Consider the following 24608-nt stretch of genomic DNA (forward strand, 5'->3'; position numbering starts at 1 on the left):
ACGTCCGTTCGGGCTGAGGTATCGAAGCCCCCAGCCGATCTTTCCAAGGACAAGCCATGCGCCAGACCCTCGACTTCCTCCTCAACGACTGGCTCAAGATCAGTCAAGACCTGACCCCACGCGAACGCTTCGCCGAGCACAGCGACGAGACCTACGCCGCCGTGCTCGACACCTGCGAGCGCATCGCCCGCGAGAAGTACGCGCCGGCCAACCGGCTGAGCGACACGCAGGAGCCGCACTTTGATGGCGAGCGCGTCACCCTGCCGCGGGCCACGCACGAAGCGGTCGCGGCCTATGTCGAATCGGGCATGCTGGCTGCATCCTGCGACTACGAGCTCGGCGGCATGCAGCTGCCCTGCGTGATCGAGATGGCGGCCAACAGCTTCTTCGCCAAGGCCTCGGTGTCGATCGGTGGCTACGCGATGCTGACCAAGGGCAATGCCCACCTGCTGCTGGCCCACGGCACGCCGCGCCAGCAGGAAGTCTTCGTGGCGAAGGAGCTGGCCGGCCAGTGGTTCGGCACGATGTGCCTCAGCGAGCCGCAGGCCGGCTCCTCGCTCAGCGACGTGGCCACCCGCGCCGAGCTGGAGGACGAGGCCGATCCGCTCGGCCCGCGCTACCGCCTCAAGGGCAACAAGATGTGGATCTCGGGCGGCGAGCACGAGATCACCGAGAACATCGTCCACCTGGTGCTGGCAAAGATTCCCGGCCCGGACGGCAAGCCGGTGCCCGGCGTCAAGGGCATCTCGCTATTCATCGTGCCCAAGAAGATGGTGGGCCCGGACGGCGCGCTGACCGGCGAACGCAACGACGTGCAACTGGCCGGCCTCAACCACAAGCTCGGCTATCGCGGTACCACCAACTGCCTGCTGAACTTCGGTGAGAAGAACGGCGCCGTGGGCTACCTCGTCGGCAAGCCCGGCGAGGGCCTGAAGTGCATGTTCCACATGATGAACGAGGCCCGCATTGGCGTGGGCCTGGGCGCGGTGATGCTGGGCTATGCCGGCTACGAGGCCAGCCTCGAATACGCACGCCAGCGGCCGCAGGGCAGGGCCGTGACCAGCACCGGCAAGGACGCCGCCAGCCCGCAGCTGAAGATCATCGAGCACGCCGACGTCAAGCGCATGCTGCTGGCGCAGAAGAGCTATGTGGAAGGCGGCCTGGCGCTGGAGCTGATGTGCGCGCGCCTAGTCGACGAGCAGCGCACCGGCACGCCCGAGGACGCCGCCGAGGCCGCGCAGCTGCTGGAGGTGTTGACGCCGATCGCCAAGAGCTGGCCCAGCGAATGGTGCCTGGAGGCGAACTCGCTGGCGATCCAGGTGCTGGGCGGCTACGGCTACACACGCGACTTCCCCGTCGAGCAGTACTGGCGCGACAACCGCCTGAACATGATCCACGAGGGCACGCACGGCATTCAGGGTCTGGACCTGCTGGGTCGCAAGGTCGTGATGAACGGCGGCGCCGCACTGCAGGTGCTGGCTGCCCACGTCAACGACACGATCGAGAAGGCGCTGCAGCAGCCGGCGCTGGCCGAGCAGGCGAACCAGCTCGCCGCTGCGCTCGCCAAGGTGGGTCGCGCGACCAAGAATGCCTGGTCCACCGGCCTGCCGGAGGAGGCGCTGGCCAATGCCACGCCCTATCTGCAGGCCTTCGGCCACGTCGTGCTGGCCTGGCTGTGGCTGGACGTTTCGATGGCTGCAGACAGCGACAGCGACTTCCACAAGGGCAAGCGCGCCGCCGCTTCATACTTCTTCGCCTACGAACTGCCTAAGATCGACGCTTGGCTGGCCGTCGTGGCCCGCCGCGAATCCTTGTGCAGGGAGATGCAGGATGGCTGGTTCTGAAGCAACGAAGACCGCGTCGCCGAAAACGATCGTCTGGATCGAGCGGCTGGTCTGGATCCTCATCTACGGTGGCCTGTTGGTGATGAGCCTCGGCCTGTTCCTGGTGCGCGGCGAGGGGCCGGTGCTCGGTTCGGTGCTGCTCGTCAAGGGCGGCATCGCGACGGCGGCCGGTGTGTTCCTGATCTGGCTGCGCTCGCGCTTGAAGCAAACCCCTAACGATTGAACTGGACTGACACGATGAGCACCACGAGGCGCGTCCAAGACCTCTTCGACCTGAGCGGCCAGATCGCCCTCGTCACCGGCGGCTCGCGCGGCCTGGGCCTGCAGATGGCCGAGGCGCTCGGCGAGGCCGGTGCCAAGGTGATGCTGACCTCGCGCAAGGCCGCCGACCTGGAGGAAGCCGTGGCGCAGCTGCAGGACCGTGGCATCGACGCCCGCTGGATCGCCGCCGACGCCTCCAAGGAATCGGCCGCGCAGGACGTCGTCGTGCAGACGATGGAGCGGCTCGGCCAGATCGACATCCTCATCAACAACGCCGGTGCCACCTGGGGCGCGCCGGCCGAGGAGCACACGCTGGAGGCCTGGGACAAGGTGATGAACCTGAACGCCCGCAGCCTGTTCGTGTTCGCGCAGGCGGTGGGACGGCTGTCGATGATCCCGCGCCGCAAGGGCCGCATCGTCAACATCGCCTCCATCGCGGGCCTGGGCGGCAACCCTTCGGTGATGAAGACCATCGCCTACAACACCAGCAAGGGCGCGGCGGTGAACTTCACCCGCGCGCTGGCCGGCGAGTGGGGTGCCTACGGCATCACCGTCAACGCCATCGCCCCCGGCTTCTTCCCGAGCAAGATGACCCGCGGCACGATGGACGCGGTCGGCGCCGACGTCATCGCCTCGCACTCGCCGCTGAACCGCATCGGCGACGACGAGGACCTGAAGGGCGCCGTGCTGCTGTTCGCCAGCGAGGCCGGCAAGCACATCACCGGCCAGATCCTCGCCGTGGACGGCGGCGTCAGCGCCATGGTTGGAGGCTGAGCGGATGGCCGAGAAGCTGGCGTTCCCGGTCCACATCCCCTTCGTCGAACGGCTGGGCTTCGAACTGGTGGCGGTGGGCCACGGCGATGCGGAACTGAGCGTCGACCTGACCGAGGCGCACCTGAACTCCTGGGCCGTCGCCCACGGCGGCGTCGTGATGACCCTGCTGGACGTGGCGATGGCGCATGCCGCGCGCTCGGTGAACCGCAAGACCGCGGAAGACGGCGCCACCGACTTCGGTCCCGGCGTTGTCACCGTCGAGATGAAGACCTCCTTCATGCGGCCCGGCGAAGGCCGGTTGCGCGCCAGCGGCAAGCTGCTCCATCGCAGCACGACGATGGCCTTCTGCGAGGGCTCGGTGTTTGACGACACCGGCAAGCTCTGCGCGCACGCCACCGGCACCTTCAAGTACCTGCGGGCGCTGCCGGGCCGGGGCCTGGCTTTGAAGCCGCTGCAGGGCCGATGAAGCTGCGCCGCCTGCTGCCGGCCCTCGTGCTCGCGGCGGGTATTGCGAGCCTAGCGGGCGCGGCGATGGCTGCGGACTTCGCCGACAACCCGATCGTCTACTTCCTGATCACCGACCGCTTCGCCAACGGCGATCCGTCCAACGACAACAGCTACGGCCGCACGCGCGAGAAGGATCCGAAGGCCGACGTCGCGACCTTCCACGGCGGCGACCTCAAAGGCGTCACGGCCAAGCTGAAGCAAGGCTGGTTCCAGCAGCTGGGCATCAACGCCCTCTGGATCACCGCGCCTTACGAGCAGATCCACGGCTGGGTCGTCGGCGGCGACAAGGCCTTCAAGCACTACGCCTATCACGGCTACTACGCGCTCGACTACACGGTGCTCGACCGCAACATGGGCACGCCCGACGAGCTGCGCGAGATGATCGACACGGCCCATGCGCAAGGCATCCGCGTGCTGTTCGACGTGGTGATGAACCACCCCGGCTACCTGGACATCCGCACGGCCGACGAGCTGAAGATCCCCGTGCTGTGGCCCGGCGCGCTGGCCAAGGCCACGCTGGCGGATTACCACTCCTTCATCGACTACAACAGCGCCAACTTCAAGGACTGGTGGGGCCGGCCCTGGGTGCGCGCCGGCCTGCCGGGCTACATCGACGGCGGCATCGACGACCTGACCAAGCAGCTCGCCTACCTGCCCGACTTCCGCACCGAGAGCCGCGAGTTCGTCAAGCTGCCGAAGTTCCTGCGCGACAAGCCGGACACGAAGGCCGTAGACCTGCCGGACACCACCGTGCGCGGCTACCTCGTCAAATGGCTCAGCGACTGGGTGCGCGAGTACGGCGTCGACGGCTTCCGCTGCGACACCGTCAAGCACGTGGAGCCCGAAGCCTGGCGGGAGCTGAAGCAGCAGGCCAGCGCCGCGCTGGCCGACTGGAAGGCCCGCCATCCGACGAAGAAGATCGACGACGCGCCCTTCTGGATGACCGGCGAGTTCTGGGGCCACGGGCCCGAGCGCGACAAGCGCGACGAGCAGGGCGGCTTCGACGCGATGGTCAACTTCGACTTCCAGGAGCGCGCGGCGGATGCCGACCGGCTCGACGCGCTGTTCGCCCGCTACGCCGCGCTGCAGGCCGGCCACGCGGTGCAGATGCTGAACTACATCTCCTCGCACGACACCCGCCTGTTCCCGCGCGATCGCTTGATGGCCGGCGCCGACGCGCTGCTGCTGGCACCGGGCGGGGTCCAGGTCTTCTACGGCGACGAGACCGCGCGGCCCGCCGGCCCCGCGCCGGCCGGCGATCCGCAGCAGGCGACGCGTTCGGACATGAACTGGGACAGCGTGGACGAAGCGCTGCTCGCGCACTGGCGCAAGCTCGGCCAGTTCCGTGCGCGCCATGTGGCGCTGGCGCGTGGCGCGCACGAGCGCCTGGGCACCCAGCCCTATGCGTTCTCGCGCATCGACGGCGATGACAAGATCGTCGTGGCGCTGGACGTGAGTGCGGGCTCGCGCGTGCCCGTGGGAGCGGTGTTCGCGGACGGTACGCCCCTGGTGGACGCGTATTCGGGCCGACGCCTTGTCGTCCGCGCCGCCGCCGTGCAAGCCGAGGTCGCTGCGCCGGCGATGCTGCTGGAACGCGAGGAGATCGCGCCGAAATAGTCGAAGATGGCGGCACGGGAGGAACCACGGATGCCGCTCTACTTCATCTTTTTCCTGGCCATGCTCGGCGCTTCGGTGCTGCTTTTTGTGGGGGCGCTGCTGCGGGCGGCGTTCGCGCGTGGCAAGCCGCCACCCCGCCTGCTCGGCGCGGCAGCCGCCGACATCGTGCAGGCCCTGGGCCTGGCGCTGCTGTGGATCAACTTCGGCGTCGGCTGGCTGCTCTACTTCAACGTCTACCAGATCCACGTGGACATGGGCGCCATCGGCAACGAAGCCTTCCAGGCCTTCACCCGTGGCTACACGCGGCGCCTGCCCATCGTCGTGCTGCCCTTCGGCGCGGCCTGCCTGGCATGGGCGCTGTCGCTATGGGGCGAGCCGGGCCGCTATTCACGCCGGGCCCTTTGGGCGATCACGGCGCTGTGCCTGCTGTCCATCGCGAGCACGCCCTGGGCCGCCGGTGCACAGGGCGACATGCAGGAACAGGGCTTCACGCAGGCGGCCTACGAGCAATTGCAGGCGGCGCATCTGGTGCGCTCGCTGGCGATCAGTGCGGCGGCGGTGTGGGCGCTGGTGAAGGGCTGGCGCCGCGCAGGCTCCTAGGGCGCGTACCGCTCCCGCCACAAGGCTTCCACGCCGGCCACCGCCTCGGGCGGCAGCGGCACGTAGTCCTGCTGCATCGCCAGGCCCTGGCCGTGATGCAGCGCCCAGCCGAAGAAGGCCAGCACCTGCTGCGTGCGCGGCGTCGCCTGGGCCGGCAGCAGGATGAAGCTGGCGCCGACGATGGGCCAGGTCTGCGTGCCGGGCCGGTCCAGCAGCGGTGGTTGCGCCGCGGGCAGCGCGGTCCAGTCCAGGCCCTCGGTCGCCGCTTCGAAGGCGGGGCGGCTCGGCACTGCAGGCAGGCCGTCGTGGTTGCGAAGTGCGGCCATGTTGAGCCGGTGCTGCATCGCGTAGCTCGATTCCACGTAGCCGATGGCCATGCGCGTGCGCTGCACCGTGGCTGCCACGCCCTCGTTGCCGGTGGCGGCCACGCCGGTCTGCCATGCGGCGTCGTCGCGCGCCGCGGGATCGGACAGCGCGAGGTACTCGCGCCACAGCCGCGTCGTGCCGGAGCCGTCGGCGCGGCGCACGACGGTGATGCGCGAGCTGGGCAGGCTCAGGTCCGGGTTCAGCGCGGCGATTCGCGGGTCGTTCCATTTGCGCACTTGGCCGAGGTAGATCGCAGCCAGCAAGCGGCCGTCGAGCTTCAGCTCGGCCGGGCCGATGCCGTCCACATGGATGACTGGCACCACGCCACCGATGACGACCGGAAACTGCACCAGCCCGCGGCGCTGCAGTTCCTCCGGCGCCAGCGGAATGTCGGAGGCACCGAAGTCCACCTCGCCGCGCGTGATGCGCTCGATGCCGGCCGTCGAGCCGATGGGCTGGTAGCGGATCTCGTGCATCTCGCCATTGCCGGCCTCGCGCGCCCAGGCGGCGGCCCAGCGGGCGTACAACGGGGCGGGGAAGGTGGCGCCGGCGCCGTCCGCAGCTGCAGCGGGACTGGCGAGCAGCGCCATCGACAGCGCAGCGAGCAGGGCTGTGCGCTGGGCAAAGAGCGGCCTCATGCGCCGAGTATGGGGCTGGCCCGTTGCGCCGATGTGACGGCTTCGTGGCGGGGTCACGGCTTGGTCATCAGTGCTTCCTAGACTGCCGCGATGCGGTTTTTTGCCTGTCTCCTTGCCTCGTTCATCCTGGCTGGCCCGGCCCATGCCGCCCACCCGCTGCAGACCGAGGACACCGGCACGCAGGGCGAGGGCAATCTGGAGCTGGAGAACGGTCTCGACCGCGCGCGCAACCGCGACGGCAGCCGCGACTTCTCCTACCAGCCGCAGCTCTCCTGGGGCCTCACGCCTGAGGTGGACCTGATCGTCCAGCCGTCCTGGCTCGCGCACCGCGACCCGGCCGGCGGCCCGACCCACCGCGCAGCGGGCGATACGAACCTCGACGCCAAGTGGCGCTTCTACGGCAGTGCGCCCTGGTCGCTGGCCGTGCGGGCCGGCGTGACCCTGGCCACCAGCGGCCAGGACCTGGGCCAGCCCAAGGGCACGGTCGGCGCACACGGGCTCCTGGCGCTGACGCTGGACGCTGCGCCGCTGACGGCGCATTTCAACGTGGGCGCGGCGGAGAACCCCAACGACGTCGGTCAGCGCCGCCGCATCGCCAGCACCTCGGTGGCGCTGATGTGGCAGGCGAGCGATGCGCTGATCCTGACGATGGATGGCAGCCTGCAGTCGAATCCCGACCCGTTCCGCAAGGCCTGGCCCGGCCTGCTGCTCGGTGGCGTCATATGGACCGTGCGGCCGGGGCTGGACCTGGACGTCGGCTGGCAGAAGAGTTACGGCCCCGCGCAGCCGGCGCGGCGCGACCTGCTGATGGGGCTCACCTGGCGCTTCGCGCCCTAGCCCCCTACCGGCTTACCGGCTTACCTGCCTACTTGAGCCCGAGCGCCTGCCAGCCCTCGATGCCCAGCTTCTCCATCGTCTCGATGTTCTTCTCGAAGATCGAATCGGTGTCTTCCATCGTCTCGGTGGCCCGCTCGATGCTGCTCTCGCGCAGGATGTGCATCGTCGGGTAGGGCGAGCGGTTCGTGTAGTTCGTGATGTCCCCGGGCTCGGTGCCGCCGAACTGGTAGTGCGGGTGGAAGTTGGCGAACTGCAATTCACCGTCCAGTTCCAGGTCCTCGATCAGCGCATCGGCGGCGCCGAGGAAGTCGTTGAAGTCGAGGAAGTCGGCAAGCGTGTGCGGATGGATGACCAGCGTGGTCTCGATCTCTTCCGGGTCGGCGCGCTTCAGCGCCAGCAGCTCGCGGGCGAGGTCCTTCAGCAAATCCTCGGGTGTCTCGGCGGCGCTGACGACGTAGCGGATCCGGTCGTTGACGTGGACGCTCTTGGCGAAGGGGCAGAGGTTCAGGCCGATGACGGCCTTCTCCAGCCAGGCGCGGGTGTCCGCAATGACTTCTTGTTCGTTCATCGCGCGATTATCGAAGCAGGCCTGCCAAGCCCTGCCGCACCGCGTCGGCGGCCTGCTCGACGAGCTGCCGTTTCCACGCGGGCGTGTCCACGTAGAACGCATCGCGCACCTGCCGCTTGATCGACACGGCCAGCGCCTCGGGCGCTTCGGGGTGCAGTTCCAGCCAGTGGTCGGCGCGCAGCGCCAGGATCATCTGGTCGACCGGCAGGGTGCCGAACTCCAGCGCGATGCCGGTGTACTCGGCCCCGGGGCAGGCATCGAACACGACGTTCCACATCAGGCCCTGCAGCAGCGCGGAGCTGGAGCTGCCGTCGTAGATCGAGGTGACCTCGGGGCCCCACCAGGCGCGGGCGCGGGCCAGGGCGGCATCGTCGTTGCGGCTGGCGAAGATGCGCTCGCCGTGGCCGGTGGGTCCGAGGCCCGTGTGCAGGTCGATCCAGGCGATGCGCTGCGCGCCGCGTCCGTGTTCTTCCAGCAGGTGGTGCAGGGTGACGTTGCTCCAGGTCGGCGCGCGGCCGCCGTAGAACAGGCCGGTCTCGTGCCCGTACTGGCCGCCGGAGATCGCGGTCTGCAGGCCGCGCTGCCCGTGTTTCGCGGCATAGGCGTCCAGCACCGCCTCGTTCGCGGCGCTGGGCGGCCACTGGCGGGGCAGCAGCGCGGCGGCGATCTCGTCGTAGCCGGCGTTGTGCGGCAGCGGCTGATGGAAATCGTGGAAGTTGCGGTTCAGGTCCACGCCTTCCTGCGTGACGCGGCGCAGCCAGGAGAAGCCGTGCGGGTTCAGCGCGTGGATGTAGAGCACCCCGATGCCCGACTGCTTCACCGCCTCGTTCCAGCCCGCGTCGTTCAGCAGCGCGCACTGGATGCCGGAGCCGGCGAAGCCTTCGACGCCGTGGCAGGCGCTGCTGATGATCAGCAGCTTGTCCGCATCTCGCGGCCCCTGGCGGGCCACGTCCATCGCCAGCCGCTCGCCGTCGCGGCCCAGCAGCGGATGCAGGTGTGGCTCGTTGTCCAGGCCCGCCGCGTCGAGCGCGGCGAGGAACTTGGCCCGCGCCTCGGCGTAGCTCGCCGCGAAGAAGGCCTCGGCGTTCATGCCTGCTGCTGCGGCTTGGCCAGCCAGGCCTCGGCGAGGCGCACCCACATCGAGCCGCCCAGCGGGATCAGCTCGTCGTTGAAGTCGTAGCTCGGGTTGTGCAGCATGCAGGGGCCCATGCCGTGCCCGCCCTCGCGGTGGCTGCCGTCGCCATTGCCGATCAGGAAGTAGCAGCCGGGCTTCTCCTGCAGGAAGTAGCTGAAGTCCTCGGCGCCCATCGTGGGCTCGAAGTGCAGGACGTTCTCGGCGCCGACCACCTCGGTGAGCGCCTCGCGGACGAAGGCGGTCTCGGTCTCGTGGTTGATCGTCGGCGGGTAGTTGCGGTGGAACTCGAAATCCACCGTCATGCCGAAGGTGGCGGCGATGCCCTCGGCGACTTCCTTCATCCGCTGCTCGATCATGTCCAGCACCGGCAAGGTGAAGGTGCGCACCGTGCCTTCCATCGTGACCGAGTCTGGCACGACGTTGGTGGCCTCGCCGGCATGGATCATCGTCACCGAGATCACGCCGGCATCGATCGGCCGCTTGTTGCGCGTGATGATGGTCTGGAAGGCCTGCACCATCTGGCATGCGGCGGGCACCGGGTCCAGGCCCAGGTGGGGCATGGCGCCGTGCGAGCCCTTGCCCTTCAGCACGATCTTGAATTCGTTGCTGGAGGCGAACACAGGGCCGCTGGCCAGCGCGAACTGGCCGGCCTTCATGCCGGGCCAGTTGTGCGCGCCGAACATGGCCTCCATCGGGAACTTCTCGAACAAGCCGTCCTTGATCATCTCGCGCGCGCCGCCGCCGCCTTCCTCGGCCGGCTGGAACACCAGGTAGACCGTGCCGTCGAAGTTACGGTGCGTGGCCAGGTGCTTGGCGGCGGAGAGCAGCATGGCCGTGTGGCCGTCATGGCCGCAGGCGTGCATCTTTCCGGCGTGCTTGCTGGCGTGCTCGAAGTGGTTGTGCTCGGTCATCGGCAGCGCGTCGATGTCGGCGCGCAGGCCCACGGCGCGATCCGACGTGCCGTTCTTCACGATGCCGACGACGCCGGTCTTGCCGAAGCCCCGGTGCACCGGGATGCCCCAGTCGGTCAGCGCCTTGGCGATCAGGTCGGAGGTGCGCTCTTCCTGGAAGCACAGCTCCGGGTGGGCGTGGATGTCGCGGCGCAGCGTCTGGATCGTCGGCGCGTCGGCGAGGATGGATTCGATCAGCTTCATGGGCATGCCTCGTGTGCGGCGGGGGTGGTCAAGTCTACTCAATGAAGCTGCCGGGGCAGGCCGCGCGCCCGCGCCAGAATGGGCGGATGAAATCGCACATCGCCCGGCGCCGAGCCCTGCAAATGCTGGGCGCGAGCCTGCTGCCCGTCTCGACGATGGCGGCACCCCTTGACGAAGCGTCGTCGCTGCGGGACCTGATGCCGGCCTTCTGGCGCGCTTATGACGAAGGCCAGGGCCAGCCGAGTGGGGAACGCGCCCGGCTGCTCCGGCAGAACTTCTTCGCGCCGCATGCGGCCGACTACGCGCGCGCCGGTGCCGGCGTGGCCGCCGCGGCACGGGACGAGGCTCGGATCGGCCGCTGGCTGGCCAGCTTCGACCCCATCGCCGCGGACGCGCGCGCCATCTCGCTGGCGTTCGGGCGCCTCTACGCCGCGCAGTTGGCGAGCTTCCGCCGCGCGCTGCCGGATTTCGACAACGCCGCCTCGCCGGTCGCGCTGCTGCCGTCTTTGTTCTACTTCGATGCCCACCTGGAGCCCGCCGGCTCGATGCTGCCGCTGTTCTTCTCGCCCGACGGCATCGTCCGCTACCACGGCGCCTCGGCCGATCTCAGCGTGCTGTTCGCGCATGAGCTGTTCCATTGCTACCAGGGTCAGAAGAACGCCGCGATGAGCATCGACCCGCAGCCGCCGCTGTTCGCCAGCCTGTGGATCGAAGGCACGGCGACGCTGGCGAGCGAGCGGCTGAACCCGGACGCTTCGCTGCTGCACGTGCTGCTCGACGATCCCCGGCTTGTTGCGCCTGATGGGGACGTGCTGCGCCGTGCCGCAGCGGCCGCGCTGAAAGGTCTGGATTCGACCGACGAGGCACTGGCCGAGAGTTTGCTGAGCGCCGGCTACGGTGGCGCCGACTGGCCGCCGCGCGCCGGCTACCTGATCGGGTTGCTGGTGGGGCGACGCGCGGCGGAGCAGATGTCCCTGCCGCAGATCGCCGCGCTGCCCGCGCCGCAGGTGCGCGAAGCGATGGCCAAGGGCCTGCGGGAGTTGCTGGCGACTTGAGTTCGCTGCCTATCGAGCCGGGTTCAGCTCCACCGTGATGTGGACCAGCTCCTCATGAATCGCCAGCTGGCGCTTGAAGTCGTCCGGCGTGGCCCGCGGGTCGGGCGTGGTCAACGCGACGATGCAGGCGTACTTGCCGCCGCCAACGCGCCAGACGTGAAGGTCGCTGATGCGGGCGGGAATCGGGCTGGCGGCGATCACCTCGCGGATCTCCGTGACGACCGGGGCGTCCATCTCGGCGTCCAGCAGCACGCGGCCGGAGTCGCGCATCAGGCCGAAGGCCCAGGCCGCCACGATCGCCGCGCCCGCCAGGCCCATGGCCGGATCGAGCCAGGCGACGCCCCACAGCTTGCCGCCAGCCAGCGCGGCGATGGCCAGCACGGAGGTCGCAGCATCGGCCAGCACGTGGATGTAGGCGGAGCGCAGGTTCAGGTCGCGATGATGGTGGTGATGCCCGTCATGCCCATGATCGCCGTGGTCATGGTGATGATGACCATGCGCATCGCGCAGCAGCCAGGCGCAGGCCAGGTTCACGGCCAGGCCGATCGCGGCGATCAGCATCGCCTCGTCGTAGTGGATGGGCGCCGGCGCCAGCAGGCGCTCGGACGACTGCCACACCATCGTCAGCGCCACGATCAGCAGCAGGATCGCGCTGGTATAGCTGCCCAGGATCTCGATCTTCCAGGTGCCGAAGGCGAAGCTCGAATGACGCTGCAGGCGCCGCGCGAACAGGTAGGCGAGGAAGGACAGGCCCAGCGCGATCACGTGCGAGCTCATGTGCCAGCCGTCGGCCAGCAGCGCCATCGAATTGAAAATCCAGCCGCCGGCGATCTCGGCCACCATCATCACGGCGGTCAGCAGCACGGCCAGCAGGGTGTTGCGCTGGGCCAGCGGATTGCCTTCGTCGAAGACGTGCGAGTGGGACTCGATGGAGGGTGCTGCAGCGTTCATTCTGATACTGTACCCCAGTATATTTTGGATGACTAGAATCAACCCATGAGCCACACGATCACCGACAAGAAGCCGCTGCTGGCCCGGGTGCGCCGCATTCGCGGCCAGGCCGAGGCGCTGGAGCGCGCGCTGGATGCGGACGCCGACTGCATCGCCATCCTCCAGCAGATCGCCGCGGTGCGCGGTGCCGTCAACGGCCTGATGGCCCAGGTGCTGGAAGGCCACATCCGCGACCACCTCGGCGCCGATGCGGAACCCGAAGAGCGCGAGCGCGACCTGGAGGCGGTGGTGACCGCGCTGCGCAGCTACCTGAAGTAAGAGAGTAAGAGAAGCAGAAGCGGGCATGGGCCTTGCCGCCCGGCGGCATCGGCTGACGACAGCCGCCCCGAGGAGCCCGCCGTGGATTCATTGCGCCATCCGATCCTTCACAGGATCGTTCTCGCCGCCGTGCTGGGCGGCCTTGCGCTGCTGGGCGCCTGCAATCGTCGCGACCAGGAGCCGGGGCGCGACCTCGCGCCGCCGAACCCCGGGCTGCCGGCCTCGCCGGCACTGCCTTCGTCGTCGCCGACGGTCTGAACGGTGATCAGCCGTTCTTGATGCGCTGGACCAGCGCCTGCGTGTAGGCGGCCGTGCCGGCGTTGCCGCCGAGGTCGCCGGTGCGCACCTTGTCGATGTTCAGCGTTTCGTCGATCGCGCGGCGCAGTCGGGCGGCGAGATCGGGCAGCTTGCAGTGGTCCAGCATCATCGCGCCGGCCAGCAGCAGCGCCGTCGGGTTCGCCAGGCCCTTGCCGGCGATGTCGGGCGCCGAGCCGTGCACGGCCTCGAAGATCGCTGCATCGGTGCCGATGTTGGCGCCCGGCGCCATGCCCAGGCCGCCGACGAGGCCGGCTACCAGGTCCGACAGGATGTCGCCGAACAGATTGGTCGTCACCAGTACGTCGAACTGCCAGGGGTTCAAGACCAGCTTCATCGCGCAGGCGTCGATGATGACGGTGTCCAGCTCGATGCGGCCCTTGTACTTCTGCTCCCACAGCTGCTGGCCGGTCTCGAGGAAGATGCCGGTCAGCGCCTTCATGATGTTGGCCTTGTGCACGATGGTGACCTTCTTGCGCCCGGTGGCAATCGCCAGCTCGAACGCGTGCTCCAGCACGCGGCGGCTGCCCTGGCGCGTGTTGACGCCGGTGGACATGGCCACCGCATGCGGGTCGCCGTCGATCGGGATGTAGGCCTCGTGGCCGATGTACAGGCCCTCGAGGTTCTCGCGCACCACCAGCAGGTCGATGTTGTCGAAGCGGCCGCCGGGGATGATGGTGCGGGCCGGCCGCACGTTCGCGTAGAGCTGGAATTCCTCGCGCAGCCGCACATTGGACGAGCGATAGCCGCCGCCGGACGGCGTCTCCAGCGGCCCTTTGAGCGCCAGGCGCGTGCGGCGGATGCTGTCCAGCGCCGCCTTGGGCAGCGGATCGCCGTGGGCCTGCACACCGGCCAGGCCAGCGACCTGCCGGTCCCATTCGAAGGGGCTGCCCAGCGCGTCGAAGACGGCCAGCGCGGCATCGACGATCTCGGGGCCGATGCCGTCGCCGGGGATGAGGGTGGCGGGGATGGGTGTGCTCATGAGGATGCTGCCTGGGGAAGTAACGAATCACCCAAGCGTACCCGCTCGCGCGGCACCCCTGCCGGCACAGGGTCGGTAGGCTCAGTGCTTTTTCGGTGGCGGCACCTTGCCGCCGGCCTTGCGGGCCTCCGACAGCCCGATCGCGATCGCCTGCTTGCGGCTGGTGACCTTCTGGCCCGAGCCGCTCTTCAGCGTGCCTTCCTTGGCCTCGTGCAGGGTCTTGTGGACCTTCTCGGCGGCCTTCTCTCCGTAGCGTGCCATGGGCTTCTCCTGGCGATGGTGATCCATCACCAGGGCAAGGCACGTGCCCCGGCTCAGTGCGGCGCGTGGCCGACGATGCGCCGGTGCACGCTGCGCATCGACAGCCACACGGCCAGCACCACCACCGGTACCGCCACCGCGCTGGTCGCCTCCACGCCGAAGGGCCAGCCGAGCTTCATCGCGCCCTTGGCGACATAGCTGACGAGGCCGACGATGTAGTAGCTGATGGCCGCCACGGACAGGCCTTCGACGGTGGCCTGCAGCTTCAGCTGCAGGTCCTGGCGGCGGTTCATCGCCTCCAGCAGTTGTTGGCTGCCGAGCTGCTGCTCGATCTCGACGCGCGTGCGCAGCAGGTTGCTGACTCTCGAGATCCGCTGCGACAGCGCATCCTGCCGGCGTGCCGCCCACTCGCAGGTGGCGCGGGCCGGGCTGAGGCGCCGGTCGATGAACTCGGCGATCGTCTGCAGCCCGGGCAGGCGGGATTCGGCAAGCTCCTCGATGCGCTTGTCGACGAGGCCGAAGTAGGCGGCGCTGGCCGAGAAGCGCGAATGCGTGGCCGCGTACTCGCCTTCCACCTCGCCGGCCAGGCGGGTCAGCCGGTCCAGCAGTTCGGGCTCGTCCTCGCGCCGGGCGCTGCGCACCGCCTGCGCCAGCCCGGCCAGCTCCTGCTCGGCGCGGTTCAGCATGGCGCCGGCCTGGCGCGCGGCCGGCAGGCCCAGCGAGGCGGCCATGCGGTAGGTCTCGATCTCCAGCAGGCGCTGCACGGTGCGGCCGAGCCGCCGCGGGCTCATCGTGGCGCCGGCCATCAGCAGCATGCGCGAGAAGCCATCGGCATGGGTGGCGAAGTCGGTCAAGACCTGGCCCTCCTCGCCCGCCACGGCCGAGCCGACCAGCCGGTCCTCGTTCATCAGCGCGCGGGCCTGGTCCTGCACGGGCAGCAGATGCGGCCGGGCCTGGAAGGCCCACAGGTGCAGCGCAGCCAGGCACTGGCCGGGCAGGGCGGCCAGCCAGTCCTGCGGCAGCAGCTCCACGGCGCGTACCGGGTCGCGCGGGTCGAGCCGCTGGCCATCCTCCAGCGGTCGCAGGAAGGTCCAGGCCACGAATTCGGTATGCAGCTCCCAGCGCAGCCGCACCGTCCCCAGGTCCATCCGCAGATGGGTGGCCTCGCCGTCGGGCACAGGCAGGTGCAGGTCGCGCAGCAGTCGCGCCAGATGCTCGCGGCTGGCCGTGCGTTCGCCGGCGTCGCAGAACATCACGATGTGCGAGATCGCAAGCGGCGCCGCCATCGGCTCGGGCGGCCGCTCATGGATCTCGTTGTGGAGCTGGCTGCGCTGGGGGTGTTGGCGGATCATGCGTGCATTCTCCGCGCAGCCGTTGCTGGCGTTAGCGCTTCACGCGCCCATCCCCCGTCAGCATCGACAGCTCGACGAAGTTCGACGCCACGTGCCGCCCGGCCGAGAAGCGCAGCGGGAAGCCGCCGGGGTTGTAGGGTTGCAGCGTCTCCAGCGCGGCGACGAGCGCCTCGCGGCTGGCCTTGCCACCGCTACCGGCGCCCATGCGGCGCAGGCCTTCGGTGATGGTCTTGGCGGCGAGGAAGCCTTCGATGCCGTTGTAGTCGGGGCGGAAGCCCGCCGCGGGGCCGCCGGCCTTCTGCAGCGCGTTCTGGTACTCCTCGGCGACGCCGGTGGTCGTGCCGAAGGGGTAGGGCATGACCTGGCTGACAACGACGCCGTTGGCGTCCTTGCCGAGCTCGTCGAGCAGCGCCTGGGTGCCGACGAAGGAGACGTTGTAGAACACGCCGCCGAAGCCGGCCTTGCGCGCGGCGCGGATGAAGGCGGCGCAGCTCTTGTAGGCGCCGATCATCACGATCGCCTCGGGCATGTTGCCGGCGTTGACGAGCGACTGCACCGCCTTGGCCACGTCCACCGTGTTGCGCTCAACGGTGCCGGTGGACAAGGGCTTCAGCGCCAGCGGCTTCAGCGCGCGTTCCACGCCTTCCAGGCCCGCCTTGCCGTAGCTGTCGTTCTGATAGAAGACGCTGATCCGGTTCAGGCCCAGCTGGGTCAGCTGCTTGACGATCAGCGCGGTCTCCTCGAAGTAGGAGGCGCGCACGTGGAAGACCTGGCGGCTCATCGGCTCGCGCAGCGCCTCGGCGCCGGTCAGCGGGGCGAAGAAGGGCATGCGGCTCTCGTTCACCAGCGGCAGCGCGGCCAGCGAGGTGGGCGTGCCGACATAGCCGAACAGCGCGAGCACGTCCTCCTCGATGAACTTCTGCGTATTGGCCTTGCAGCGCTCGGGCTCGTAGCCGTCGTCCAGCGTGCGCAGCTCGATCTGCATGCCGTTGACGCCGCCGGCGGCGTTGACGCCGTCGAAGTACAGCTTGGCGCCGATCTGCATCTGCTTGCCCAGCTGGGCGGCCGGGCCGCTCAGCGCGCAGGACTGGCCCAGCACGATCTTGCGGCGATCCTGGGCGCGCGACGGCCCTGCAAGGGCAAGGGAGCCGAGGGTGGCGGCTGCAGCAACAAGGGCTTCACGTCTACGCACGCGTTTCTCTTTTTGTTGAATCGATAATTATGAAATTGTGCGGTGGCTTCACCGCCCCGGAAAACCGCGACCGCGGCCCTCATGGAATAGTTCACGCATGAACATCGTTGTTACGCCTTCGCCGGGCCAGAAGACCGTGAAGGGCGCCTGCCCGCACGACTGTCCGGATACCTGTGCGCTGAAGATCACCGTCGAGGATGGCCGCGTCGTGAAAGTCCAGGGCCAGGCCGACCATCCCAGCACGCACGGCGCGCTGTGCACCAAGGTCTCGCGCTATGCGGAGCGTACCTACCATGCGGAGCGCCTGCTGCACCCGCTCAAGCGCGTCAGCCGCAAGGACGAAGCGCCGCGCTTCGAACAGGTCAGCTGGGAGTCGGCCCTGGCCGATATCGCCACGCGACTGAACAGCATCGCGGCGCGCGACCCGCAGGCGATCCAGCCCTACAGCTACGCCGGCACGATGGGCATGCTGCAGGGCGAGGCGATGGCGGGGCGCTTCTTCAACCGCATCGGCGCCAGCCAGCTCGATCGCACGATCTGCGCCTCCGCCGGCGCCGCCGCGCTGACTGCCACCTACGGCCACAAGCTCGGCATGCACCTGCGCTTCTTCGCGGAAAGCCAGCTGATCCTGATCTGGGGCAGCAACTCGATCGCCTCGAACCTGCATTTCTGGACCTATGCGAACCAGGCCAAGCGCAATGGCGCCAAGCTGATCTGCATCGACCCGCGCAAGACCGAGACGGCCGACAAGTGCCACCAGCACATCGCCCTGCTGCCGGGCACCGACGGCGCGCTGGCGCTGGGCCTGATGCATGAGCTGATCGTCAATGACTGGCTCGATGCCGACTACATCGAGCGCTACGTGGACGGCTGGGACGAACTGCGCGAGAAGGCGCTGCAATGGCCGCCCGAGCGCACGGCCGAGGTCTGTGGCATCAGCGCCGACGAGGTGCGCGGCCTGGCGCGCGACTACGCCGCGGCCAAGCCCGCCGCGATCCGGCTGAATTACGGCATGCAGCGCGTGCGCGGCGGCGGCAATGCGGTCCGTCTGGTGGCGCTGCTGCCCTGTCTCACGGGTGCCTGGCGCCACCGCGCCGGCGGCCTGCTGCTGTCCAGCTCGGGCTGGTTCGCGCCCTACAAGAACCCGCGGCTGGAGCGGCCGGACCTGAGGACGGCGCAGAAGGCGCCACGCGTCGTCAACATGAGCACCATCGGCGACGCATTACTGGAGGAAACGACGCCCGAGTTCGGTCCGAAGATCGAGGCGGTGATCGTCTACAACAGCAACCCGGTGGCGGTGGCACCCGAGTCGCCCAAGGTCGTCAAGGGCTTCCAGCGCGCGGACCTGTTCACCGTCGTGCTCGAGCACTTCATGACCGATACCGCCGACCTGGCCGACTACGTGCTGCCCGCCACGACGCAGCTGGAGCACCTGGACGTGCACACGGCCTACGGTCACACCGACGTGCTGATCAACCACCCGGCGCTGGCGCCGCTGGGCGAAGCGAAGTCGAACACGCAGATCTTCCGCGAACTGGCGGCGGCCTGCGGCTTCGACGAGCAGGCCTTCCGCGAGAGCGACGAGCAGCTCGCGCGCCAGGCCTTCACCGACGCGATCGACTTCGATGCGCTGGCCGAGCAGGGCTGGCAGTCGCTGCCGCTGGCCGAGGCGCCGTTCGCGGAAGGTCGCTTCCTCACCGCCAACGGCCGCGCGCAGGCCGGCGGCGCCGACTACGTGCCCAACTACGAGAGCGCCCGTTCGGCGCCCGAGCTGGCAGCGCGATACCCGCTGGCGATGATCTCGCCGCCTGCGCGCAACTTCCTGAACTCCAGTTTCGTCAACGTGAAGAGCCTGCGCGACATCGAGGGCGAGCCCATCGTCGAGATCCATGCCGACGACGCGGGCGCCCGCGACCTCGCCGACGGAGCTATGGTGCGCGTGTTCAACGACCGCGGCAGCTACCGCTCGCGGCTCAAGGTCAGCGAGCGCGCACGGCCCGGCGTCGTCAACGGCCTGGGCGTGTGGTGGCGCAAGCTGGGCGTGGACGGCACCAACGTCAACGAGCTGACCCACCAGCACTTGACAGACCTGGGTCGGGCGCCGAGCTTCTACGACTGCCTCGTCGAGGTCGCAGCCGCGTGATCGGGCGGCGCCTGGCGATCCTGTTGGTGGCCGGACTGGCGGCCGTGCTCGTCGCCGGCTGCGGCCAGGTGGGCTACCTGGCCCAGTCGCTGAACGGGCACATGCGGATGATGTCGGCCGCCGAGCCGGTCAGCACGCTGCTGGCCCGACCGGACCTGGACCCGAAGCTGCGCGAGCGCCTGCAGCTGAGCCAGCGCCTGCGCGACTACGCCATCACCGAGCTGCACCTGCCCGACAACAACAGCTACCGCCGCTACGCCGACCTGCATCGCGGCGCGGCGGTGTGGAACGTGATCGCCGCGCCGGAGCTGAGCCTGAAGGCCAAGACCTGGTGCTATCCGATCATGGGCTGCGTCGCCTATCGCGGCTACTTCGACCAGGCCGCGGCCGAGGCCTATGCCCGCGGCCTGCGCGAGGACGACGAGCACCTGGAGGTCATGGTCGGCCCGGTGCCGGCCTATTCGACGCTGGGCTGGAGCACCTGGCTCGGCGGCGATCCGCTGTTGAACACCTTCATCGGCTACCCGGAGGGCGAGCTGGCGCGGATGATGTTCCACGAGCTGGCACACCAGGTGGCCTACGCGGACGACGACACGACCTTCAACGAATCGTTCGCCACCGCCGTCGAGCGCATCGGCGCGGCGCGCTGGCTGAAGGCCCGCGGCAGCGAGGCGGCACGCGAGACCTATGAGCGCGGCAACCAGCGCCGGCTGCAGTTCCGCGCGCTGACCGATGCCTATCGGGTGAAGCTGGCCGCCGTCTACGACAGCGCGCAGGACGACGAAGCGAAGCGCGCCGCCAAGGCCCACACGATGCAGGCGCTGCGCGAGGACTACGCGAAGCTGAAGGCGGAGGAGTGGGGCGGCTACAGCGGTTACGACGACTGGTTCGCGCGTGCCAACAACGCCAGCTTCGCGCTGCTGTCGGCCTACGGCGAACTGGTGCCGGCCTTCGAGGCGCTGTTCGAGCGGGAAGGCGAGGATTGGCCGCGCTTCTATGCCGAGGTAAAACGGCTGGCGAAGCTGCCCAAGGCCGAGCGCCGAAGCCAGCTCGAATCACACTGACCGGAGACACCCCCGATGGCCGACATCCACATCCGCCGCGAGCACACGCTGGGCCTGACGAAGGCCCGCGAGCTGGCCTGGGCCTGGGCCGAGAACGTCGAGGACAAGTTCCAGATGGTCTGCACCCTCGTCGAGGGCAAGGCCGGCGACACGGTCGAATTCAAGCGCCCGGGCGCCAGCGGGACGCTGGACGTGACGGCCACGCACTTCGAACTGCGCGCCAAGCTCGGCTTCCTGCTCGGCGCCTTCAAGGGCACGATCGAGAGCGAGATCCAGAAGGAACTGGACAAGCTGCTGGCGGCGGCCCCGAAGAAGAAGTAGGCCCGGGGCTTACTTCAGCGACTCGATCAGGTCGATGTACTGCTGCATCGCCTCGTCCTTCGTCGTGCCCTTCAGCTCGCTCCAGGCGTCCCACTTGAAGCGGCCGACGAAGTCGGTCATGCCGGGGCGATCGCCTTCGACGTCGCCGACGCTGCCCTGCTTGTACAGCGCGTAGATCTTCAGCAGCGTCTGGTTGTCGGGCTTCTCGGGCAACTGCTTCGATTCGGCGACGGCGGCTTCGAACTGGTCCTGGAGGCTCATGGCGGTCTCGATAGTAGTGATGACTAGCGTCATATCTTACGGCTTCATTCCTTACGGCTTCATTCGTCGAGTGCGTCCCGCGCCAGCTCGACGCCGAGGAACTCCAGCGCATCGAGCGGCTCCGCGGCCGCGGCGTCGAGGTACAGCGCGTCGGCACGCCGCATGTCGCCGTCCAGCAGCCGCAGCGCGTGAGCACGCTCCATCATCGAGATCGGATTGGCCGGATCGAGCAGGGCGGCGTGCTGCAACTGCTTCAGGCCCTCGGCGGCATCGGCACCGAGCGTGCGGCCGATCATGCGGCCGACCTTGTCGAGCACCTCGGCATGGAAGCAGCCGAGCGCCAGGTGGGCGTCGGCGTGCTGGGGCGCCAGTTCGATCGTCGTCTCCAGCGCGCTGACGAGCCGCGCCCGCAGGCCGCGGCCCAGGCCCTTGGCCGGGCCGAGAGCCTGGGCGTGCCGGCCCAGCGCATAGGCCTGCCAGAAGTAGGCGTTCGGATGTTCGGGGTCCAGCCCCTGGTGGCGCGCGGCGCGCTCGGCGACGGCGAGGTACATCGCCTGCTTGCGCCGAGGATCGCGTTCCAGGTAGTGGGCCTGGCAGGCCTGCGCCTTGTTGGCCAGCGCCATGCCGCTGTGGTTGCCGGCCTCGGCGGCGACCAGGCCGGCCACGTGGGCGGCCTGGAAGCGTCCGGCATGGAACAGCCGCCAGCCGTCGACCAGCGCGGCCTTGCGCGGCCACGGCTCGACATCACCGGCATGCAGCCGCGGCCATTGCTGGCGGAGCGCCGCGTCGTCGTACAGAAAAGCGACCTGCTCGAACGGGAAATGCACCCAGGGCTCGGACATCGGACAACACCTCGACTGCGCCCGTTGCCGGGGCCCAGCAGTAGAGCATTCAGGTCGCGGTGCAGGAAGCGGTGCTGCCGCATCCGCTCCTACGGCGTGGGGAGGAACCGCCCGCGCTTACAGCTGTGCCCAGGAGCTGACGCGGCCCTTGCCGCCGTGTTTTGAGCGATACATCGCTTCGTCGCTGCGGGCCAGCAGGTCTTCGGCGCTGATCTTCTCGTCGGGCGAGTAGACGCTCACGCCCAGGCTGGCCGACAGCGGCAGCCACTGCCCCTCGCCGATCTCGTAGGGCACGCGCGAGGCCACCAGGACTTTCTCGGCGACCCGGGCGGCGTCATCTTCGCCGGCCACCAGCCCTTCGAGGATCACGACGAACTCGTCGCCGGCCAGGCGTGCGGGCGTGTCCGTCTCGCGCACGGCGCCGCGCAGCCGGCGCGCGAACTCGATCAGCACGTGGTCCCCGGCTTCGTGGCCGAAGCTGTCGTTGACGCTCTTGAAGCCGTCCAGGTCCAGGAAGATCAGGGCCAGCGGACGGCCGCTACGCTGCGCGCGCCGCATCGCCTTGGGCAGCGATTGCAGCAGGCTGCGGCGGTTGGGCAGGCCGGTGAGCTGGTCGGTGGTGGCTTGCAGCTCCAGCGTTCGCTCCAGCTGCTTGCGCTCGGTGATGTCGCGCAAAAAGGCGTCGAAGAAGCTCGCATCGCCGCGCTTGCGCACGCGCAGCGAGACCTCGACCTGGATCTCCTGGCCGTCGCGCCGGCAGCCGACGACCTCGACCCGGTTGTCCACCAGCATCCGCGCTTCGCCGGTGGCAAGGTAGCGGGCCAGGCCCTGCCGATGCGCCTCGCGCTGCTGCGGCGGGATGATCAGTTCCTCCAGCGGCCGCCCGATGGCCTCGGCCGGCCGCCAGCCGAAGGTCCGCTGTGCCATTTCGTTCCAGGCGGTGACGCGGCCCTGCTGGTCCATCTGGACGAAGGCGTCGTTCGCGTGTTCAAGAATGGCACGCAGGGTGGTCTCGCTTTCGGCCAGCTCGGCGGTGCGCTCGACCACGCGTGCCTCCAGCGCCGCGTTGGCCTCCTTCAGCGCGCGTTCGCGGTCGACCAGGGTTTCCAGCATGACGTTGAAGGCCGCGGCCATGCGGTCCACCCGGTTGACGGCATCCGGCGGGATCTGCGGCGAACCGCCTCGAAAGCCCTCGACCAGGCTCAGCAGCTCGGTCGCGCGCCGGCGCATGATGCGTTCCACCTGCCAGGCCAGCAGTGCCGCCAGCAGCGCGCCGACGAGCACATAGAACGCGGCGCGCGCGGGCAGCGAGTGTTGCGGTGTGGGCGGGCGCACCAGCAGGTCGACGGCGATGAGCGTCAGCAACGTCGCCTGCGCCAGCGCCACGCCGAGGATCATTCGCCGCCGCATGGACCAGGGGCGGCCGGTTTGCGGCCGGTGCGGGCTCGTGGGCTCGGGCATAACGCCATGTTCAAGCGGTGTTAAGGGAGTGTCAACGTCCATTCGGAGGATGCGAACAACCCTTGACCGGCGCCATTCCCGGCCGCTACCTACAATCCGCCGCCATGCAATCGACCCCACCCGCCATTTCGTTCCAGAACGTCAGCAAGACATACCGAGGGGGCCAGGTCCGGGCGCTCGACGGTGTTTCCTTCGACATCCAGCCCGGTGAATTCTTCGGCCTGCTGGGCCCGAACGGCGCCGGCAAGACCAGCCTGATCAGCATCCTCGCCGGCCTCGCCCGCGCCAGCGGCGGCAGCGTCAAAGTGTTGGGCCACGACGTCATCGATGACTACGCCGCTGCCCGCAAGGCGCTGGGCATCGTGCCGCAGGAGCTGGTGTTCGACCCCTTCTTCAGCGTGCGCGAGACCCTGCGCATCCAGAGCGGCTACTTCGGCGTGCACAACAACGACGCCTGGATCGACGAGCTGCTGTCGAACCTCGGCCTCGCCGACAAGGCCCACGCGAACATGCGCCAGCTCTCCGGCGGCATGAAGCGCCGCGTGCTGGTGGCGCAGGCACTGGTGCACCGGCCGCCGGTGATCGTGCTGGACGAACCGACGGCGGGCGTGGACGTCGAACTGCGCCAGACGCTGTGGCAGTTCGTCGCCCGCCTGAACCGCGAAGGCCACACGGTGCTGCTGACGACGCACTACCTGGAAGAGGCCGAGGCGCTGTGCCACCGGATCGCGATGCTGAAGCTCGGCAAGATCGTCGCGCTGGACAGCACCTCGGAGCTGCTGAAGGGCACGGCCTCGACGATGCTGCGCTTCAAGACCGATGCCACGCTGCCGGCCTCGCTGGCAGGGCAGTCGCGCGTGACCGGGCGGATCGTGCAGATCACCGCGCACGACGCGACCGAGGTCGAGACCATCCTCGCCACGCTGCGCTCGGCGGGCGTGCCCATCGAAGACCTGGAGATCGGCCGCGCCGACCTGGAAGACGTGTTCATCGAAATCATGCAGGGAGCAAGCGCATGAGCGCCGCATTCACGCTGGAGGGTGCACGCACCCTGTTCTACAAGGAAGTGCTGCGTTTCTGGAAGGTCAGCTTCCAGACGGTGGCCGCGCCGGTGCTGACCGCCGTGATGTACCTGCTGATCTTCGGCCACACGCTGGAAGAACACGTCAAGGTCTACGGCACGATCGGCTACACCGCCTTTCTGATCCCTGGCCTGGTGATGATGAGCGTGCTGCAGAACGCGTTCGCGAACAGCTCGTCCTCGCTGATCCAGAGCAAGATCACCGGCAACCTCGTGTTCCTGCTGGTGACGCCGCTGTCGCACTGGGCCTGGTTCGCCGCCTATGTGGGCGCGGCCGTGATCCGCGGGCTGGTGGTGGGCCTGGGCGTGCTGGTCGTCACCGTGTGGTTCTCGCCGCCGGGGCTGGCCGAGCCGTTCTGGATCATTGCCTTCGCCGTGCTGGGCGCCGGCATCATGGGCACGCTGGGCCTGGTGGCCGGCCTCTGGGCGGAGAAGTTCGACCAGATCGCTGCCTTCCAGAACTTCATCATCATGCCGATGACCTTCCTGTCGGGCGTGTTCTATTCGATCCATTCGCTGCCGCCGCTGTGGCAGGGCGTGAGCCACGCGAACCCCTTCTTCTACATGATCGACGGCTTCCGCCGCGGCTTCTTCGGCGTCAGCGACGTGTCGCCGTGGACCAGCCTGGCGATCGTCGGCGTCTGCTTCATCGCGCTGGCAAGCCTCGCGCTGGAGCTGCTGCGCCGGGGCTACAAGATCCGGTCCTGA

The 24608-nt window shown here is 68.9% G+C and carries 27 protein-coding genes; 15 read left to right on the forward strand and 12 right to left on the reverse strand.

The window, feature by feature from the left end:
* Positions 1–56 precede the first annotated feature (56 nt).
* Genes SNE35_RS25280 through SNE35_RS25305 form a run of 6 tightly spaced genes read left to right on the forward strand, consistent with a single transcriptional unit; the run spans position 57 to position 5603 of the window.
* On the forward strand, positions 57–1844 hold the full coding sequence (locus tag SNE35_RS25280; protein WP_320425811.1) for an acyl-CoA dehydrogenase family protein: 1788 nt from the start codon (positions 57–59) through the stop codon (positions 1842–1844).
* A complete protein-coding gene (locus SNE35_RS25285; protein WP_320425812.1) occupies positions 1831–2067 on the forward strand; it encodes a hypothetical protein in 237 nt (78 codons plus the stop codon). The genes SNE35_RS25280 and SNE35_RS25285 overlap by 14 nt, the downstream gene beginning before the upstream one ends.
* A 14-nt stretch (positions 2068–2081) precedes the next feature.
* Positions 2082–2879 (forward strand): SDR family oxidoreductase, encoded by a 798-nt coding sequence (locus tag SNE35_RS25290; protein WP_320425813.1) that lies wholly within the window; start codon positions 2082–2084, stop codon positions 2877–2879.
* 4 nt (positions 2880–2883) lie between these two features.
* The gene (locus SNE35_RS25295; protein ID WP_320425814.1) at positions 2884–3345 is read left to right on the forward strand and encodes a PaaI family thioesterase; all 462 of its coding nucleotides are present in this window, start codon (positions 2884–2886) and stop codon (positions 3343–3345) included.
* Complete coding sequence (locus tag SNE35_RS25300) at positions 3342–5003, forward strand: alpha-amylase family glycosyl hydrolase (RefSeq protein WP_320425815.1); 1662 nt, start codon at positions 3342–3344, stop codon at positions 5001–5003. Before SNE35_RS25295 ends, SNE35_RS25300 begins: the two co-directional genes overlap by 4 nt.
* Before the next feature lie 30 nt (positions 5004–5033).
* Positions 5034–5603, forward strand: a complete 570-nt coding sequence (locus SNE35_RS25305) for a hypothetical protein (RefSeq protein ID WP_320425816.1) — start codon at positions 5034–5036, stop codon at positions 5601–5603.
* On the opposite strand, the gene pstS is transcribed toward SNE35_RS25305, so the two are convergent.
* Positions 5600–6607, reverse strand: a complete 1008-nt coding sequence (gene pstS, locus SNE35_RS25310; protein ID WP_320425817.1) for a phosphate ABC transporter substrate-binding protein PstS — start codon at positions 6605–6607, stop codon at positions 5600–5602. The two genes, SNE35_RS25305 and pstS, sit on opposite strands and share 4 nt — an antisense overlap.
* 90 nt (positions 6608–6697) lie before the next feature.
* Between pstS and SNE35_RS25315 the strand changes: the two genes are divergently transcribed.
* Positions 6698–7444, forward strand: a complete 747-nt coding sequence (locus SNE35_RS25315; RefSeq protein ID WP_320425818.1) for a hypothetical protein — start codon at positions 6698–6700, stop codon at positions 7442–7444.
* A 28-nt stretch (positions 7445–7472) separates the two neighbouring features.
* On the opposite strand, the gene SNE35_RS25320 is transcribed toward SNE35_RS25315, so the two are convergent.
* The 3 genes from SNE35_RS25320 to SNE35_RS25330 are packed head-to-tail and all read right to left on the reverse strand — an operon-like array spanning position 7473 to position 10301.
* Positions 7473–8012: a DUF1415 domain-containing protein gene (locus SNE35_RS25320; RefSeq protein WP_320425819.1), complete on the reverse strand. Its 540-nt coding sequence runs from the start codon at positions 8010–8012 to the stop codon at positions 7473–7475.
* Positions 8013–8019: 7 nt separating this feature from the next.
* Positions 8020–9102 carry a M14 family metallopeptidase gene (locus SNE35_RS25325; protein WP_320425820.1) on the reverse strand — a complete coding sequence of 361 codons (1083 nt, stop codon included), beginning with the start codon at positions 9100–9102 and terminating at the stop codon, positions 8020–8022.
* Positions 9099–10301, reverse strand: a complete 1203-nt coding sequence (locus SNE35_RS25330) for a M20 aminoacylase family protein (RefSeq protein WP_320425821.1) — start codon at positions 10299–10301, stop codon at positions 9099–9101. Before SNE35_RS25330 ends, SNE35_RS25325 begins: the two co-directional genes overlap by 4 nt.
* 86 nt (positions 10302–10387) lie before the next feature.
* On the opposite strand from SNE35_RS25330, the gene SNE35_RS25335 reads away from it, so the two are divergent.
* Positions 10388–11356, forward strand: a complete 969-nt coding sequence (locus SNE35_RS25335; protein WP_320425822.1) for a hypothetical protein — start codon at positions 10388–10390, stop codon at positions 11354–11356.
* A 9-nt stretch (positions 11357–11365) separates the two neighbouring features.
* Here the strand turns inward: SNE35_RS25335 and dmeF are convergent, their stop codons facing one another.
* Positions 11366–12307, reverse strand: a complete 942-nt coding sequence (gene dmeF / locus SNE35_RS25340; RefSeq protein WP_320425823.1) for a CDF family Co(II)/Ni(II) efflux transporter DmeF — start codon at positions 12305–12307, stop codon at positions 11366–11368.
* A 45-nt stretch (positions 12308–12352) separates the two neighbouring features.
* Here dmeF and SNE35_RS25345 point away from each other — a divergent pair, with 45 nt between their 5' ends.
* Positions 12353–12625: a metal/formaldehyde-sensitive transcriptional repressor gene (locus SNE35_RS25345; RefSeq protein WP_320425824.1), complete on the forward strand. Its 273-nt coding sequence runs from the start codon at positions 12353–12355 to the stop codon at positions 12623–12625.
* A gap of 81 nt (positions 12626–12706) precedes the next feature.
* Complete coding sequence (locus SNE35_RS25350; protein ID WP_320425825.1) at positions 12707–12883, forward strand: hypothetical protein; 177 nt, start codon at positions 12707–12709, stop codon at positions 12881–12883.
* A gap of 7 nt (positions 12884–12890) precedes the next feature.
* Here SNE35_RS25350 and SNE35_RS25355 read toward each other — a convergent pair whose 3' ends face one another.
* From SNE35_RS25355 to SNE35_RS25370, 4 genes are all read right to left on the reverse strand, one after another.
* A complete protein-coding gene (locus SNE35_RS25355; RefSeq protein WP_320425826.1) occupies positions 12891–13922 on the reverse strand; it encodes an isocitrate/isopropylmalate dehydrogenase family protein in 1032 nt (343 codons plus the stop codon).
* An 81-nt stretch (positions 13923–14003) separates the two neighbouring features.
* Positions 14004–14183: a DUF6496 domain-containing protein gene (locus tag SNE35_RS25360; protein ID WP_320425827.1), complete on the reverse strand. Its 180-nt coding sequence runs from the start codon at positions 14181–14183 to the stop codon at positions 14004–14006.
* 53 nt (positions 14184–14236) lie between these two features.
* On the reverse strand, positions 14237–15535 hold the full coding sequence (locus SNE35_RS25365) for a DUF3422 family protein (protein ID WP_320425828.1): 1299 nt from the start codon (positions 15533–15535) through the stop codon (positions 14237–14239).
* A 31-nt stretch (positions 15536–15566) separates the two neighbouring features.
* A complete protein-coding gene (locus SNE35_RS25370; RefSeq protein WP_320425829.1) occupies positions 15567–16727 on the reverse strand; it encodes an ABC transporter substrate-binding protein in 1161 nt (386 codons plus the stop codon).
* A 97-nt stretch (positions 16728–16824) separates the two neighbouring features.
* On the opposite strand from SNE35_RS25370, the gene SNE35_RS25375 reads away from it, so the two are divergent.
* The 3 genes from SNE35_RS25375 to SNE35_RS25385 are packed head-to-tail and all read left to right on the forward strand — an operon-like array spanning position 16825 to position 20255.
* Complete coding sequence (locus SNE35_RS25375; RefSeq protein WP_320425830.1) at positions 16825–18870, forward strand: molybdopterin-containing oxidoreductase family protein; 2046 nt, start codon at positions 16825–16827, stop codon at positions 18868–18870.
* Positions 18867–19934: an aminopeptidase gene (locus SNE35_RS25380; protein WP_320425831.1), complete on the forward strand. Its 1068-nt coding sequence runs from the start codon at positions 18867–18869 to the stop codon at positions 19932–19934. Before SNE35_RS25375 ends, SNE35_RS25380 begins: the two co-directional genes overlap by 4 nt.
* Positions 19935–19949: 15 nt before the next feature.
* Positions 19950–20255: a polyhydroxyalkanoic acid system family protein gene (locus tag SNE35_RS25385; RefSeq protein ID WP_320425832.1), complete on the forward strand. Its 306-nt coding sequence runs from the start codon at positions 19950–19952 to the stop codon at positions 20253–20255.
* A 9-nt stretch (positions 20256–20264) separates the two neighbouring features.
* Here the strand turns inward: SNE35_RS25385 and SNE35_RS25390 are convergent, their stop codons facing one another.
* From SNE35_RS25390 to SNE35_RS25400, 3 genes are all read right to left on the reverse strand, one after another.
* Positions 20265–20516 (reverse strand): acyl-CoA-binding protein, encoded by a 252-nt coding sequence (locus tag SNE35_RS25390; protein WP_320425833.1) that lies wholly within the window; start codon positions 20514–20516, stop codon positions 20265–20267.
* Between the two features lie 59 nt (positions 20517–20575).
* On the reverse strand, positions 20576–21358 hold the full coding sequence (locus SNE35_RS25395) for a tetratricopeptide repeat protein (protein ID WP_320425834.1): 783 nt from the start codon (positions 21356–21358) through the stop codon (positions 20576–20578).
* Between the two features lie 117 nt (positions 21359–21475).
* Positions 21476–22819 (reverse strand): diguanylate cyclase domain-containing protein, encoded by a 1344-nt coding sequence (locus SNE35_RS25400; protein ID WP_320425835.1) that lies wholly within the window; start codon positions 22817–22819, stop codon positions 21476–21478.
* Between the two features lie 104 nt (positions 22820–22923).
* On the opposite strand from SNE35_RS25400, the gene SNE35_RS25405 reads away from it, so the two are divergent.
* Positions 22924–23838: an ABC transporter ATP-binding protein gene (locus tag SNE35_RS25405; RefSeq protein ID WP_320425836.1), complete on the forward strand. Its 915-nt coding sequence runs from the start codon at positions 22924–22926 to the stop codon at positions 23836–23838.
* A gap of 14 nt (positions 23839–23852) precedes the next feature.
* Positions 23853–24608: an ABC transporter permease gene (locus SNE35_RS25410; protein WP_431312796.1), complete on the forward strand. Its 756-nt coding sequence runs from the start codon at positions 23853–23855 to the stop codon at positions 24606–24608.

This window comes from Roseateles agri, assembly GCF_034043675.1.
Lineage (GTDB): Bacteria > Pseudomonadota > Gammaproteobacteria > Burkholderiales > Burkholderiaceae_C > KK5.